The sequence below is a fragment of the Pseudomonas frederiksbergensis genome, from assembly GCF_003732275.1.
GTDB classification, from domain to species: domain Bacteria; phylum Pseudomonadota; class Gammaproteobacteria; order Pseudomonadales; family Pseudomonadaceae; genus Aquipseudomonas; species Aquipseudomonas frederiksbergensis_H.
The window spans coordinates 12,449-27,095 of sequence record NZ_MOBM01000039.1 but is presented as its reverse complement, the minus strand read 5'-3'; the positions used below and the strand labels follow the sequence as shown (position 1 = coordinate 27,095).

Annotated in this window: 16 protein-coding genes; 2 read left to right on the top strand and 14 right to left on the bottom strand. The window is 58.8% G+C overall.

Translation table 11 applies throughout. From position 1 onward, the window contains the following. Positions 1-114: 114 nt before the first annotated feature. Positions 115-477, bottom strand: a complete 363-nt coding sequence (locus tag BK662_RS26070) for a DUF6124 family protein (RefSeq protein WP_123359967.1) — start codon at positions 475-477, stop codon at positions 115-117. 626 nt (positions 478-1,103) lie between these two features. On the opposite strand from BK662_RS26070, the gene BK662_RS26065 reads away from it, so the two are divergent. Then, on the top strand, positions 1,104-1,301 hold the full coding sequence (locus BK662_RS26065) for a hypothetical protein (protein WP_123359966.1): 198 nt from the start codon (positions 1,104-1,106) through the stop codon (positions 1,299-1,301). 118 nt (positions 1,302-1,419) lie between these two features. On the opposite strand, the gene BK662_RS26060 is transcribed toward BK662_RS26065, so the two are convergent. The 11 genes from BK662_RS26060 to BK662_RS26010 form a co-directional block, all read right to left on the bottom strand. Further along, positions 1,420-2,211, bottom strand: a complete 792-nt coding sequence (locus BK662_RS26060) for a transporter substrate-binding domain-containing protein (protein ID WP_123359965.1) — start codon at positions 2,209-2,211, stop codon at positions 1,420-1,422. Between the two features lie 135 nt (positions 2,212-2,346). Beyond that, the gene (locus tag BK662_RS26055; RefSeq protein ID WP_123359964.1) at positions 2,347-2,616 is read right to left on the bottom strand and encodes a heavy-metal-associated domain-containing protein; all 270 of its coding nucleotides are present in this window, start codon (positions 2,614-2,616) and stop codon (positions 2,347-2,349) included. Positions 2,617-2,706: 90 nt separating this feature from the next. Next, complete coding sequence (locus BK662_RS26050; protein ID WP_221179118.1) at positions 2,707-4,788, bottom strand: copper-transporting P-type ATPase; 2,082 nt, start codon at positions 4,786-4,788, stop codon at positions 2,707-2,709. A gap of 102 nt (positions 4,789-4,890) precedes the next feature. Beyond that, positions 4,891-5,097: a DUF2933 domain-containing protein gene (locus BK662_RS26045; RefSeq protein ID WP_063340940.1), complete on the bottom strand. Its 207-nt coding sequence runs from the start codon at positions 5,095-5,097 to the stop codon at positions 4,891-4,893. An 84-nt stretch (positions 5,098-5,181) separates the two neighbouring features. Further along, entirely contained in the window at positions 5,182-5,586 is a 405-nt protein-coding gene (locus BK662_RS26040; protein ID WP_123359963.1) for a hypothetical protein, read from the bottom strand. Positions 5,587-5,952: 366 nt separating this feature from the next. Then, a complete protein-coding gene (locus BK662_RS26035; RefSeq protein WP_123359962.1) occupies positions 5,953-6,294 on the bottom strand; it encodes a hypothetical protein in 342 nt (113 codons plus the stop codon). A gap of 172 nt (positions 6,295-6,466) precedes the next feature. Continuing rightward, positions 6,467-7,390: a copper homeostasis membrane protein CopD gene (gene copD, locus BK662_RS26030; protein WP_123359961.1), complete on the bottom strand. Its 924-nt coding sequence runs from the start codon at positions 7,388-7,390 to the stop codon at positions 6,467-6,469. 3 nt (positions 7,391-7,393) lie between these two features. Next, positions 7,394-7,777, bottom strand: coding sequence for a copper homeostasis periplasmic binding protein CopC (gene copC, locus BK662_RS26025; protein ID WP_123359960.1), 384 nt, complete (start codon positions 7,775-7,777; stop codon positions 7,394-7,396). A gap of 55 nt (positions 7,778-7,832) precedes the next feature. Further along, positions 7,833-8,723, bottom strand: coding sequence for a copper resistance protein B (locus BK662_RS26020; protein WP_123359959.1), 891 nt, complete (start codon positions 8,721-8,723; stop codon positions 7,833-7,835). Positions 8,724-8,733: 10 nt separating this feature from the next. After that, positions 8,734-10,527: a copper resistance system multicopper oxidase gene (locus BK662_RS26015; RefSeq protein WP_123359958.1), complete on the bottom strand. Its 1,794-nt coding sequence runs from the start codon at positions 10,525-10,527 to the stop codon at positions 8,734-8,736. Between the two features lie 147 nt (positions 10,528-10,674). Continuing rightward, positions 10,675-11,379, bottom strand: a complete 705-nt coding sequence (locus BK662_RS26010; protein WP_123359957.1) for a murein L,D-transpeptidase catalytic domain family protein — start codon at positions 11,377-11,379, stop codon at positions 10,675-10,677. An 81-nt stretch (positions 11,380-11,460) separates the two neighbouring features. On the opposite strand from BK662_RS26010, the gene BK662_RS26005 reads away from it, so the two are divergent. After that, positions 11,461-13,212, top strand: a complete 1,752-nt coding sequence (locus BK662_RS26005; RefSeq protein ID WP_123359956.1) for a L,D-transpeptidase family protein — start codon at positions 11,461-11,463, stop codon at positions 13,210-13,212. A 3-nt stretch (positions 13,213-13,215) separates the two neighbouring features. On the opposite strand, the gene BK662_RS26000 is transcribed toward BK662_RS26005, so the two are convergent. Together BK662_RS26000 and BK662_RS25995 are read right to left on the bottom strand one after the other, a co-directional pair. Next, positions 13,216-13,698, bottom strand: coding sequence for a hypothetical protein (locus BK662_RS26000; protein WP_123359955.1), 483 nt, complete (start codon positions 13,696-13,698; stop codon positions 13,216-13,218). Positions 13,699-13,853: 155 nt separating this feature from the next. Then, positions 13,854-14,504 (bottom strand): HAD family hydrolase, encoded by a 651-nt coding sequence (locus tag BK662_RS25995; RefSeq protein ID WP_123359954.1) that lies wholly within the window; start codon positions 14,502-14,504, stop codon positions 13,854-13,856. Between the last annotated feature and the right edge of the window lie 143 nt (positions 14,505-14,647).

Below are 14,647 nucleotides of genomic sequence, written 5' to 3'. Positions count from 1 at the left end.
GACGACTGTATCAGACTTGCTTTGAAAGGTGACTCACGGCTATGCACTTGCATTTGGAGTGGTGTTCTGTGGCGCGAGGGGCTCCCACCACCCCACGCCGATGTGCAGCATTGATTACTTAGATGGCTCGACGTTATCCAGCGCCTGGTTCACCGCCAGCTCACCCAACATGACCACTTGCGCAATGCCCAGCAGGGTTTTGCGGTGTGTCCCCTCCAGCAGCGCTGCAAAATCACTGAGCATAACCGTGGCCGATCCCAGTGACTCGCAGGCGTTGGCCAGCAAGGATTCGGTGTTGTATGCCGAGTTGGCTAGGAACATGCGCTCGGGTTCATTGGCCGTGGCCATGATTTGAGCGGCCGGTTTGAGATGGTAGTCGAGGGCGCGTTCGGCGGCTTCGTTGAGTTTTTTGGAATCAAGTGATTCGTAGGGGGATGCCGGGTCTGTGATCGGCGGATTGGGTGTTGGTTTGAACATAGATAAAACTCCTCATGCCGTAAATAAAGGAGCCATCCAACCTCGCTACCAAACGAAGGTGGCGGCCATGCGCAGGTTGGTAGACCGGGACATGAGGAAGCCGGCGCACCCGAAGGTGCCCTGTGCATGACCACCATAAAGCCGAGACGAAAAACGCCGCGAATGGTGATGCTGTGCAAACCTCATGTACGGGCTACCAAACCCGATCGCTATTTTTCAGCGACGGGAAAACGATAAGGCCCAGACCTTAAGCGCACAAGCCGGCGGATTCTGGCGCACTCGTAGGCGACGACGCAAGGCGTTGTAGCCTTTGTGAAGTAACCGCGAGTGTCTTTAAACATCTCAGTTAAACGAACGATTTTATTCGAAGAAAATAAGGAAATATCTGACGGTTTCTTATGGTTAGCCGTCGCTGCAGCACGTTACCGCAGCTTCATGACGCAATTGCTGGAAACCGTAATAGAAGAAGGCGTTCCTGAGGAACGCCCTTTTTTCGCTTCAAGAAACCACACTAGCTGAACCAACGCTGTCGCTCAGCAATGTTTCATCAAGTTCGTCAGGCTTGCGGCATAGGATGCTCACCTAAGATCGTGTCACCACGCTTCCACCCCACAGGAAACTGAAAAATGATCTCGAACCTCTTCAAAGTCGTGATGATCTCCAGTGCCTTGCTCCTGAGCGCCTGTTCGGGCATGAGCACCAGCACGTGTTTTTCAGAAGCCTGCCAACAGTTCGATGGCCATAGCGCCAACAAGGTGAACTTTGGCGGCAGCGCTATCGGCAATAGCTTCAATGAATACAGCTCAGGCTTGCTGCACGACTAAAAGTGACGCAACGGCTGAAATGCTTCCGCCGTTGCGTGACCTACCTGACGAATCGCGCATTCTGATATTGCGACTGCTGCGCAATCGAACGCAGCTGCTCCATGGTGTATTTAGCGAGCTATTTCGCCTCTGGCACCGCGATCCACTGACCCAGAATTTTCTGGTAATTCCCCGTCACCTTGGCCAGATGCAGCCACTGATCGACATACAACTTCCAGCTAATATCATCACGCGGCAACAGATAAGCCTTCTCCCCATACTGCATAAATTGCGTCGGGTTAACCGCGCACAGGCCCGGTTTGAGTTTCTGCTGGTACAGCGCCTCCGACGCATCGGTAATCATCACGTCAGCCTTCTTATCCAGCAGTTCCTGGAAGATGGTCACGTTGTCGTGAAGCTGCAATTGCGCCTTGGGCAGGAAGGCGTGGACGAAGGCTTCGTTGGTGCCGCCGGCCGGTTCGACCAGGCGAACCGAAGGTTGGTTGATTTGTTCGATGGTCTGGTACTGAGCCTGATTTTCGCAACGCACCAGAGGGATTTTGCCGTCGACATCCAGCGTGGTGCTGAAGAAAGCTTTTTTCTGGCGTTCCAGCGTGACGGAGATGCCGCCGACGCCGATGTCGCATTTGCCCGCGAGCATGTCGGGCATCAGGGTTTTCCAGGTGGTCTGGACCCACTCAACTTTGACGCCCAAGCTGTCGGCCAGTGAGTGGGCCATGGCGATGTCGATCCCCGAGTATTCGCCGTCTTCACCTTTGAAGGTATAGGGTTTGTAGTCGCCGGTCGTGCAAACTCGCAGTTGGCCCTGTTGCAGGACGGTGTCCAGATGGGAAGGGCCTTGCTCTGCCTGAACGCCGCTGGCTAACGCGAGCAGGCCACAGAGCATCATTGTGCTTTTTATGGTTTTCATTGTTATCGGGCTTTTGTGATGGAGTAGGGGCAAGGCGGGATCAGTGTAGTGAAACCGCTTCTTGACTGTCATCCATCACGCCGCAGCGGCCAGCACGCTGGATGACGATGCCACGACATCCACCGATGGCCCGGCTCAATGACAGCAGCAACTGGAGCCCCCACACCCGGACGTTTTCCTGACACGCTCATCAATGTCTGCGGCCAACAGGCTTGCCGGATAACCAGCCTCCGTCAGCGCAGAAATCAGGGTGTTGCTTTGTACATCGCCCGTCACCTTGACCCGGCCATGGGCCAGATCGACCGTCACTTCGCCAACCCCCGCCAGCGGTTGCAGTGCCGCGTTGACGTGTTTGACGCAGCTGCTGCAGCTCATGCCTTCGACGTGCAGTTCAATACTGTTCATGGATAAAACCTCTTTGGTGGCGGCGCCCATCAGCGCTTGAAGTCATCGTTGACCTTGTCACGATGGCAAGGTCAAGCGCTTGTTTCGTGCTCAGTCAATCGAGGCCTGGCGCAGGCGCAAGGCGTTGAATACCACTGAGGCAGAGCTGACGCTCATGGCCAGTGCAGCCACCAACGGGGACAACAGATGCCCGGTCAGCGGGTAGAACAACCCGGCGGCGAGGGGGATGCCCATGGCGTTGTAGGCCAGGGCAAAGGCCAGGTTCTGGTGCATGTTGCGTACGGTTGCCACCGACAGGCTGCGGGCATGCAGGATGCCGAGCAGGTCGCCCTTGACCAAGGTCACCTGAGCGCTGTTCATGGCGACATCGGTGCCGGTGCCCATGGCGATACCGACGTCGGCACGGGCCAGGGCCGGGGCGTCGTTGATGCCATCGCCGGCCATTGCCACACGGTGCCCGCGTTCCTGCAATCCGGCGGCCAAGCGTTCCTTGTCCTGTGGTTTGACCTCGCCGTGGACTTCTTCGATGCCCAGTTGGCGGGCGACGGCGCGGGCGGTGGTGAGGCCGTCTCCGGTCGCCATAATCACTCGCACGCCATCGGCCTGGAGGCGTTCGACGGCGAGCCGGGTGGTGGGTTTGATTGGGTCGGCGACGGCGAGTAGCCCTGCGAGCACGCCATCCACGGCCAGGTACATGATGCTGGTTCCGTCGCTGCGCAGTTGCTCGGCGTTGGGCTGCAGGGCTTCGATGGCGACGCCGGCTTCAGCCATCAGGGCGGTGTTGCCCAGTTGAACGCGGTGCCCGTCGACTTGTCCGCGCACGCCGATCCCTGACGCCGATTCGAACGTCTGCGCTGTGCTCAATACCAGGCCGTTGGCGCGAGCGCGCTCGACGATGGCGTGGGCCAACGGGTGCTCGCTGCCCTGGTCGAGGCTGGCGGCCAGACGCAGCACTTCGTCAGCACTGTAGCCAGGCGCAGGTTCGACGCTGTGGAAGGCCGGGCGACCTTCAGTGAGGGTGCCGGTTTTGTCCACGATCAGGATGTCGATCTTGCGCAAGTTCTCGATCGCCGCCGCATCCCGGAAGAGCACGCCGCTGCTGGCAGCCTTACCGGTGGCGACCATCACCGACATCGGTGTGGCCAGGCCGAGGGCGCACGGGCAGGCGATGATCAGCACGGCCACCGCATTGATGAGGCCGAACACCCAGCTCGGTTGCGGCCCCCACAGCCCCCAGCCGACAAAGGTCAGGGCGGCGATGGCGATCACTACCATGACGAAGTAGCCGGCAATCACGTCTGCCAGGCGTTGCATGGGGGCCTTGGAGCGTTGTGCCTGGACCACCATTTGCACAATTTGCGCGAGCACGGTGGAAGAGCCGACTTTCTGCGCCTGCATCACCAGGCTTCCGTGGGTATTGAGAGTCGCACCGATCAGCTCGTCGCCAGGGCGTTTCATCACGGGGACCGGCTCGCCTGTGAGCATGGATTCGTCCACCGCACTTTCACCCTGCAGCACCACACCGTCGACCGGGACTTTCTCACCGGGGCGCACGCGCAAGGTATCGCCGCTGTGCACATGGCTCAGGGCAATGTCCGCTTCGCTGCCATCGACGTTGATCCGGCGCGCGGTCTTGGGCGCCAGGCCGAGCAGGGATTTGATCGCAGCCGAGGTTTGCGAGCGCGCCTTGAGTTCGAGTATTTGTCCGAGCAGTGTCAAGGAGATGATTACCGCCGCCGCTTCGTAGTACACGCCCACCCGGCCGTCCATCATGAAGGTGGCTGGAAACAGGCCGGGTGCCAGCGTGGCGGCAAGGCTGTAGAGGAAGGCTGCGGCGGTACCGAGGCCGATCAGCGTCCACATATTGGGGCTGCGCTGGATGACGGAACGCACGCCGCGCACATAGAACGGCCAGCCGGCCCACAGCACGACAGGCGCGGCGAGCACCAATTCGACCCCGTTCTGTGTGGCACCGTGAAACAGATTCAAGGCATGACCACCCATGGCCAGCGCGGTGACGGCCAGAGTCAGCGGCAGGGTCCACCAGAAGCGCCGGGAAAAGTCCTCGAGCTCAGGATTGCCTGCTTCCTCCAGTTCGGGCAAAACCGGTTCCAGGGTCATGCCGCACTTGGGGCATGTACCCGGGCCGCGCTTGCGGATTTCCGGGTGCATGGGGCAGGTGTACTCTTTTTCGGTTGCCGCCGACTCCGGTGCCTGCTGCGTCTGAGCAGGTGACTTGAAGTCATCCAGATGTCCGTTATGGCGATGCATGGGTCAGTGCCTGCCGCCGTGGTGATGGCCAAACAGGTGCATCAGCGGGCACAGCAATAGAATCAGGTAGGGCAGAATCGGGGAGATATGGCCGTAATGCTCGCGGGCCAGGTAAAACAGACCGATCACCAGCAGCATGCCCAGCGCGATGCCGGGTTTACTGCGCCAGAAGGAGGAGGCTGGAGGCGTCGAGGGTGGTGAGTGGTTCATGTGGCGAGCTCCATTCTGACGAGAATGTCATAAGGGTTTCGTCCTGCCAAACCGGCCAGTGCGAACCTCAGCGACGAGTGAGATTTATTGGCCCATCGGCGTCTTCATCATGCTGGATTGCTGATCCATCATTTTCATCATCATGTCCATCATCGCCGTGCCCTGGCCATCCTTGCCGCCGGACATGCCCATCCCCATGCCTTTGCAATTGTCGTGCATCATGCCCATGCCGTTCTTCATCGTGGTCATGGCTTCCTGCATCGCCGCCTGACGTTCGGCCGGGGTTTTGGCGGCGATCATTTTGTCGTGGGCCGCCTGCATTTTCTGCATCTGTTCGCTCATGGCCTTGTCTTGTATGGGCGTGGTTTGGGTTGAGTCGGTTGTGGGGGCGGCAGGCGCTGTTTCGGGGTGATGTTCGTCGGTGGCCAGCACTGGCAATGGGCTGCTGATGAGCAGTGCGGCTATGAGCGATTTGACGTAGGTGTGCATGACAATCTCCACAATATTAGGGGGATCGGCAGCGCTAAGCAGCTGCGGATCAGAGCATGTCGTGTTCCCGATAGAAGGGAATAATCCCGAACTTACGCTACGACCGGAGGGCGTTGTTGATCCATATCAAACAACGCCTACAGAGGCTTATTGTGCTGCGCAGGATAGAGCCAGCGGGCCATAGAGCATCATTGTGCTTTTTATGGTTTTCATTGTTATCGGGCTTTTGTGACGGAGTGGGGTTCAAGCGGGAGTCAGTGTAGTGAAAGCGCTTCTCGACTGTCCTCCAGTGTCCCAATACCCATTCGTTCCAATGCGTGATACGTGCCAGGCAAGGCCCGACACGTATCCCTTCACATTAGTTGTTTATCCACAAGCCACGGACTTCGAACTCTTAAGATGAGCTTCAATCGAGTTGCTGGCAGAGTGGACTCTTACTCCCTTGAGTTTATCGAGTGGCGGCTCTTTCCAAAGTTTTGATGCGTCGATGGGAAGGATGACCTGTATAGCAGCTCCTTGGGGCGGATCAGCGACAAAATCGAAGTCTTGAATGCCGTCAGGCGGGAACTGAATATAAACCCGTGGCTCCAGTCTCGGGTTTGTCCATCCAGCAGAACTCACGAGGCCAATTGCCGATATGTGTAGCTGCGGTGGGTTTGATTTAAGTAATTTTAACTCGACATCCACTACTTTCATTACTTCAGCCATTTTCGATCTCCTTTCGATAATTGCGCCTCTTTTTCACCTTGGCGCTTGGGTGTTGAACCCTCTGGCTTGAAATCTAGTGTGGTTAGACGCTAGTAAAGGCCCCTCATCCTGTCCACTGACTGCTATGGCCGGTCATCGGATGCTGTAGAGCGTGTTTCCCTGATTACATTCTCTACAGAACGTCCATCTCCGGGCTCAACGTCCCCAACCAAGCCACCAACCCCACAATCAACACCGCCGCCACCCATTCCACCACCACGCTACGCCGCAACGCATTGGCGGCGACCGTGTATTGCCCGTCCCGCAACGACCGCTCCAAAAACGGCCCAAGGTGAAACCGGTTCAGCGCGGCGAGCACGAGCATCCCGGCAAACAGCATCACTTTGATGAACAGCAAAACCCCATAAGTACTGAGAAAAACTTCATCCAGTTTTGGCCCGACGATGAACAGATAATTCACAACCCCCGTCACCGTGATGAGCACCACGATGACCGCGCCAATCACCTCAAATCGATTAACCGCGCGGACCAACAACCGGATGCGCGCTTCGGTTTGCAGGGCATTGATTTTCGCCATCAACGCAAACGCCAGCAACGCCCCAAGCCAGGCTCCAGCCGCCAGCAAGTGCAGAATATCCACCGCGAAATGCCAATCACGACGACTGCCTTCATCCATCGCCCCATGTCCGTTCCAGGCCAAGCTGGAGAGGGCGATAGCGCCGGCAAAAGCTGCGACCAACAAGCTGAGGCCTGGCGCACGGAGCATCACCGCCAAACCGGCAATCACCAGCGCAACGATGCGAACCACACACGCCAACCCTACGTCCGTTTCCAGCACCATCATTTCGATGTGCGGACGCAGTTCGGCGAAGTCCGATTCCCCGCTCATGGCGCTCACCATCATCAGCATGCTGGCAACGGACAGCAGCGCACCCAGCACTGCCGTCCCCGCAAACATCGACCGGAACGGCAACACCGTTCCCGACATCCGCTCCCGCCCTTTAAGGCTGTACAGCCCAAAAAGCGCCAGCCCAAACAACAGCATCAAATCCACATACAACGCAAAGCGCAGGGCAATGCTGATTGAGTCGCTCATCCATCACTTCACTTTGAACGTAACGTTGCCGGTGATCGGGTGAGTGTCCGAAGACACGGCGCGCCATTCGACTTTGTAGCTGCCTGTGGGCAGTGGTGAGAGCGGGGTGATGAGCATGGTTTTCGGGTCGCTGCCGCCGGATACTTTAGCCTTCATCGGCATGGGCGAGTGGGCCATGCCGGGCATTTCGGTCATGACCAGTTTGGCGCCGGAGAATTGGGTCATAAGGTTTTCGGAGAAGCGCAGTTCGATGTTGCTGGGTGCTGCGCCGTCCGCGCCTTCGGCCGGGGTGGAGGAGAGCAGTTTCGGGTGGGCTTGAGCCAGTGCGCTCATGAGCAGCCCGGTGGAAAGTGCGATGGCAACAGCGGTGGTTTTGAGTGTGCGCATGCAAGGCCTCTTACCGCTTTAAGCGGTTGGTTTTTAGGTTTTTGAATTGAAGCGTTTAGAACCACAACCGAACGCCGACCACGAGGCGGGCTTCGCTGCGGTCCTCGCCTTCGTCCCTGGCGTAGTCGGCGGTTTTGCCGTAGGTGCGGTTCCAGGTCACGCCGATGTAGGGCGCGAATTCCCGGCGAATTTCATAGCGCAATCGCAGGCCGGCTTCGGTGTTGGACAGCCCGGAGCCGATGCCCCGCTGCGGGTCGTTTTTGCCGTAGACGTTGAGCTCGGCGGTCGGCTGCAAAATCAGCCGGTTGGTGAGCAGAATGTCGTAGTCACCTTCCAGCCGTGCGGCGGTCTGGCCACCTTCGCCGATGAAGGCGGTGGCCTCGGTTTCGAAGTTGTACAACGCCATGCCTTGCACGCCGAACGCGGCCCAGGTTTGCGGATCGCCGGGTTTGAAATCCTGGCGCACGCCGGTCACCACGTCCCACCATGGGCTGATCGCGTGGCCCCAGAGGGCCTGGACTTCGGCGTCTTCGGTTTTGCCATTGACGCGTTCGCCTTCGGAGCGCAGCCACAGGCGATCGATGTCGCCGCCGATCCACCCGGACAGATCCCAGGCCAACGCGCTGCCGTCGTCGGCGTCCTGCCATTCGAGTTTGTCGGCGAGGAAGTAATAGTTGAGCGCGGTGTCATGCACGGCGTGGCCGGCGGGGCTGACGTACACGGCGGCGCGGTCGGCGTCGGTCAATGCCGGGATCGGCGTGCGGCTTTGGGTTGGCGCGGCGGGCTGCATCTGGCCGTCGTCCATGCTCTGCATTTGGCTGTGATCCATGCCCGACATCTGGCTATGGTCCATGCCCTGCATGTCACCGGTGGCGGCCATGGCCGAAGAAGCCGTGAAGCCAGCGAGTGCCAAAGCGAGGCGGGTAGAGCGAATCAGTCTGGTCATGGGTAGCGCCTCATTCTTCCACGCGAACTTCACGGAACATGCCCATTTCCATGTGATACAGAAGATGGCAGTGATAGGCCCAGCGGCCGAGCGCGTCGGCGGTGACCCGATAGCTGCGCTTTGATCCCGGCGGCATGTCGATGGTGTGTTTGCGCACCATGAACTGGCCGTTCTCGTCTTCGAGATCGCTCCACATGCCGTGCAAATGAATGGGGTGAGTCATCATCGTGTCGTTGACCAGCACCACCCGGATTCGCTCGCCGTACTTGAGTCGCAGCGGTTCGGCATCGGAGAATTTCACGCCGTTGAACGACCAGGCGAATTTCTCCATGTGGCCGGTGAGGTGCAGCTCGAGGGTGCGGCCGGGCTCGCGGCCGTCCGGGTCTTCGAAGGTGCTGCGCAGGTCTGAATAGGTCAGCACCCGGCGACCGTTGTCGCGCAAGCCAAGGCCCGGGTCGTCGAGTTTCGGCGAGGGGCTCATGGCTTGCATGTCCACCAGCGGATTGTCTTTTTCCGTGTCTGGATGGGATTGCATACCGGCCATGCCACCCATGGCCATGCTGCTGTGATCCATCCCGGTCATGTTGTCCATGCCCTGCAGGTCACCGCCGTCCATGCCCGTCATGCCTTGCGTGGCACTGTGATCCATACCCGCCATGTCACCGCCCATGCTGCCGTGATCCATCCCGCCCATGCCCATGTCATCCATGGTCACCAGCGGCCGCGGATCCAGCGGTGGCACCGGCGCCGACAACCCGGCCTTCACCGCCAGGGTGCCGCGGGCATAACCCGTTCGATCCATCGACTGGGCGAAGAGGGTGTAGGCGTCCTGGGTCGGCTCGACGATGACATCGAACGTCTCCGCCACCGCGATGCGGAATTCGTCGACGCTCACCGGTTTGACGTGTTGGCCATCCGCCGCGACCACGGTCATTTTCAGGCCGGGGATGCGAACGTCGAAGTAAGTCATGGACGAGCCGTTGATGAAACGCAGGCGCAGCTTTTCGCCGGGGCGGAATACACCCGTCCAGTTCATGTTCGGCGCCTGGCCGTTCATCAAGTAGGTGTAAGTGACGCCGCTGACGTCAGCCAGATCGGTCGGGTTCATCTTCATCTCGGCCCACATCTTGCGATCGGCAACCGTCGAGCCCCAGCCTTTCTCGCTGACGTCGTGGATGAAATCGCCCACGGTGCGCTTGTGGTAGTTGTAATAATCCGATTGTTTCTTGAGTTTGCTCATCAGGCCGACGGCGTCTTCGTCGGTCCAGTCGGTGAGCATCACCACGTAATCGCGGTCGTACTGGAACGGCTCCGGTTCCTTGGCGTCGATCACCAATGGCCCATAAACCCCGGACTGTTCCTGAAAGCCGGAATGGCTGTGATACCAGTAAGTGCCGTTCTGGCGGACCTTGAACTGGTAAACGTACATGCCATCCGGTTCTATGCCGTGAAAGCTCAGGCCTGGCACCCCGTCCATATTGGCGGGCAGCAAGATGCCGTGCCAGTGAATCGAGGTGCTGTCCTTGAGTTTGTTCTTCACCCGCAGTGTGACGGTGTCGCCTTCACGCCAGCGCAGTAAGGGGCCGGGAATGCCGCCGTTGATGGTCATCGCGGTGCGAGGGTTGCCGGTGATGTTGACCGGGGTTTCGCCGATGAACAGGTCGAAGTCGGTACCGGCCAGCACGTTTGGTTCGCCGGGGCTGGTGACCGCCCAGACCGGCGTGCGCCACAGCCCGAGGCCAGCAAGAACCCCGCCAGCGGCCAGGCCCTTCACGAAGGTGCGTCTTGAGGTGTTGGAATGCATGCCGTTTGGTTCCCGTCCGTCAGCCTGATGAAGCCCTCAAGTCCATCCTGAGCGGAGGGAAGAGAACTTAATGAGGTGGAGGCTAACGGGCGGCGCCTTTCAGCAGGCTGAGGCGAAGATTACAGTTCTGACAGTTTCACTCTGTGTTCAATGACTTCCGGTCGGCCTGGACGAGTCCGCCACGGTGGCATTACCGCAATTGATATACGAAGAAGACTTCAACCAGCGCTGATCCGGATAGTAAGAAAACAACAACTGCCCATCCTTCATCGAGTCGATCAGCTGATGCGCAATCGCAGGCCTTACAGCAGGGCAGCCGAGACTTCTGCCGATCCGGCCATTCGCTCGCGCCAGATCAGGACTGACATACGGTGCGCCATGAATGACGATCGCCCGATCGAGAGCGTTGTCGTTGAAACCCGGCTCCAGACCTTCCATGCGCAACGAATAACCGTTGTGCCCGACATAGCTGGATTGGGTGCGATACAAGCCGAGGCTGGTGGCGTAGCTGGCATTCTGATTGGAGAATTGGCGGGCCATGTTTTCGCCGCTGTTGCGACCGTGGGCGACCAGTTCATGGAACAACAATTTGCGTTGTTTAAGGTCGAACACCCAAAGACGCTGCGCAGTCGAGGGCAGGGAATAATCGATGACTGCTAGTCTTTGAACCGGGGCTGCGCTTTGAACCCGACTGCATTGGGAAGCGCGTACGGCCAAGGCAATCACCTTGGCGTTGGCATTGGGGGCCGCTTTGATCAGCGCGGCTTCAAGCGAATCGGCGTAGGCTGCCGGTAATGTACACGCGGTCAGCAACAGGGCCGTCATTAAAAAGCCGAAGCGGTCTAGGGCCATATGCAAGTCTCATCTGATTGTTTCGAGTCTAGCAGCGCGCACGACGCTAGCCGGTTGAAAACGGGAGATTAAGGATTATCCATGGGGCAGTTAACAAGGTTATTCGTCATAAGCCGCATATTTTTTATGGGCTTTCTGATAAGCGGCATGGCAATTGCGGAAACTTCGCCGATTGAGCCGCCATCTCCCGTTAGCGTGGTCGCGGAGGCAGCGCCTGGCGATTACGTTGGTCAGGCGATTCAGGCGGCGCTGGCGCCATTGAGTTCGGCATTTCCCCCATTGCTCACCTCGCCACGTCATCAACGGGTCGACGTTAACCGAGCGGTGCTGGATTTTTATAGCCATCGTGGCTATCGCGCCGCCTGGACGGACGATGGCGATGTCGTCCAGTTATTGAAAAGCCTGAGCGACACTGGGGCTGATGGCCTGGACCCCGAGGACTTTCGAATTGCCGAACTGGTCACGGCCAGAAACTCGATGCAGACAACTGAGCCAACCCCCGGGCAACGGGCAGCTTTTGATATCTCGGCGACCCAGACGTTTATCACGGCGCTGCTGCAGTTGCGGCGCGGCAAGGTCGACCCTTCACGACTGGACATCCATTGGAATTTCGACCCGGTGGGCATCGATCCTCGGGAGGATGTCGACCTTTTCTTCGCCGCCCTCGACAGCCATGACGTCGCGCGCGCCTTCGCCCAGGCGCCGCCACAAGAAGCGATTTATGGCACGTTGCGACAGGGTTTGGCGCAACTGCGCAGGGTTCGCGACAGTGGCGGCTGGCCAAAGATTCCAGCAGGGCAGACCCTCAGGCCGGGTATGGACGACGCCTCGGTTGCGCAATTGCGAGCCCGTTTGGTGGCGGGTGGTTATCTGACCGCGAAAATGAACGCACGCTCCGACTACGACGACACTGTCATGGCGGCGGTGAAGAAGTATCAGGCCGAGCAATACCTCGGGGCGGATGGTGTGGCGGGGCCGGCGACGCTCGCGGCGTTGAACGTGCCGGTCGAGGCGCGAATCGACCAGGTCCGCGTGAACATGGAGCGGGCGCGGTGGCTGCTGTACAAACTTCAGGGCACCTTTGTCATCGTTGACATCGCGGGGTACAAGGTTTCGTTCTATCGCGATGGCAAGCTGATATGGCGCTCCCGGGTGCAGGTGGGTAAACCGTATCGCAGCACGCCGATTTTTCAATCGGAGATCACCTACGTCACGTTCAACCCGACCTGGACCGTACCGCCGACCATTCTGGTCAAGGACATGCTGCCGAAAATTCGCAACAATCCCGGTTACCTTGATGCAAGCCGGATTCGCGTGATCGATCGAGAAGGCAACGTGCTCGACCCGTTGACCGTCGATTGGGACAACCCGCGCGGTCTTACGCTACGTCAAGATGCAGGGGCGGATAACTCGTTGGGACAGGTGGTCATTCGCTTTCCCAATGACTATTCGATTTATCTGCACGACACCCCCCATCGCGAGTTGTTCGCGCAATCCAATCGCGCGACCAGCTCCGGTTGTATTCGGGTAGAAAACCCGCTGCAACTGGTGGAGCTGTTGTTCAACGACCCGGTTCGCTGGGGCAGCGAAGGGATTCAAAAACAGCTAGCCAATGGCAAGACAGAGAACATCAGGCTCCCCGTGAAAGTGCCGGTGCTGTTGGCCTATTGGACGGTGGACCTGAGCCTTGATGGGCGGGTGACGTTCAAGCCTGATGTGTATGGGTACGATAACCCGGTGTTGCGGGCGCTGAATCTGCCTTCGGAGTGGCCAACCCTGGACGGGAGGCGAGCGACGCCTCCCTCGATGGCGGTGGGGCAGAGCAAGCTTTAGGTCTTAAAGCTCCAGCCCCTCTTGCACCGCCAGCAGCAGATTGTGCTCCGTCAGCGCGATCGCATCCGGTTGTTGTCCGGCTTGCTCGATCGCCTGAAGCCACCACTGCGTCTCGCCGTGTTCATTCACGGTTCGCAACAGGGCGAGTTCCTTGCCTGTCGAGTGGATCTCGATCCGCCCGGCACCGTCGGCGGTGAAGCGAGCGACAGGGTCGAAGGTGATGCTGTGGTGGTTGCCTTCGATCAGCAGTTGGCCGATGGCGTAATCGTAACTCGCCCCGTCCGGAGCCCTCTCGAACACGTGAGTGGAATTGCGTCGCAGCTTCAGGCCCACTTCGATCAGTGGCTGCAGCCAGGCTTCGATCTGGTGGTAGAGCTCATAGACCTGGGCGGGCCAGCTGTCGATGGCCTGATCGGCGATGGTCGCGTCGGCACTGGTTTGCCGGATTTGTTTCAGCTTCTCGGCGAGCTCGTCTGCTTTATTCATTTCGATTTCCTGTCGTGATGTCAGTTAATCGTAGCTCCTTCAAGGTCATGCGGTTTTGCCTTGCGTCATGTGATTGAAACACCCGCGGTCTTGAAGAAATGGGCGGGCCAGCAGGAGCCAGGCTTGCCGCACCGCTGGCTCCTGCGAAAAGCGGTTTACCTCGCTGATTGGCCTTGTACGGGCAACCCAAGCGCCACCAGTTCCTCGCGCAATTGTTCCGGGCTGAAGAACTGAACCGCATGAAATCCCTCCCGGCGTGCTCCTGCAATATTCGGCGCATGATCATCGATGAACACCGCGCGGCGGCTATCAACGTCAAACCGCGATAGCAGCAACTGAAAAATCTCCGGCGAAGGCTTGATTATCCCCTCTGCACCCGACACCAGAATGCCTTCGAATCGCTGCAAGAACTCAAAGCGCTCAAGGGCAATCGGAAAGGTTTCGGCGGACCAGTTGGTCAGAGCCAACAGTCGCATGCCTTTGGCGTGCAGTTCATCGAGGATATTCACCGTCTCTTCTATGGCGCCATCGAGCATTTCTTCCCAGCGCTCGCGGTAGGCGCGAATCAACGCCTCCTGGGACGGATGTCGGGCGATGGCTTCCTCAATCGCCTCCTGCCAGGTTCTGCCTTGGTCCTGTTGTTCGTTCCAGGCGGTATGGCAGACCTCTGACAGGAATGTTTCCATGGCCTCCAAATCTTCACCGAACAACTTTCGGTAAAGGTTTCTGGGGTTCCAGCGGATAAGGACATTGCCGAGATCGAAGACAACGGTGTCAATGGGGGCAGGGTGGTGCGCAACGCTCATGTTTTTCCTCCTTGGGTAAACGGTTCGGGGCAGGCGCGGCAGCCGATATCGAAGCGTTCGATAGGCTCCTGAGGTTTTTCATCCTAGCAGAGAGGGTTTTCGTATTTCGCTCGCGCGGGCAAATCGGCCTCTGTAAAACTGGC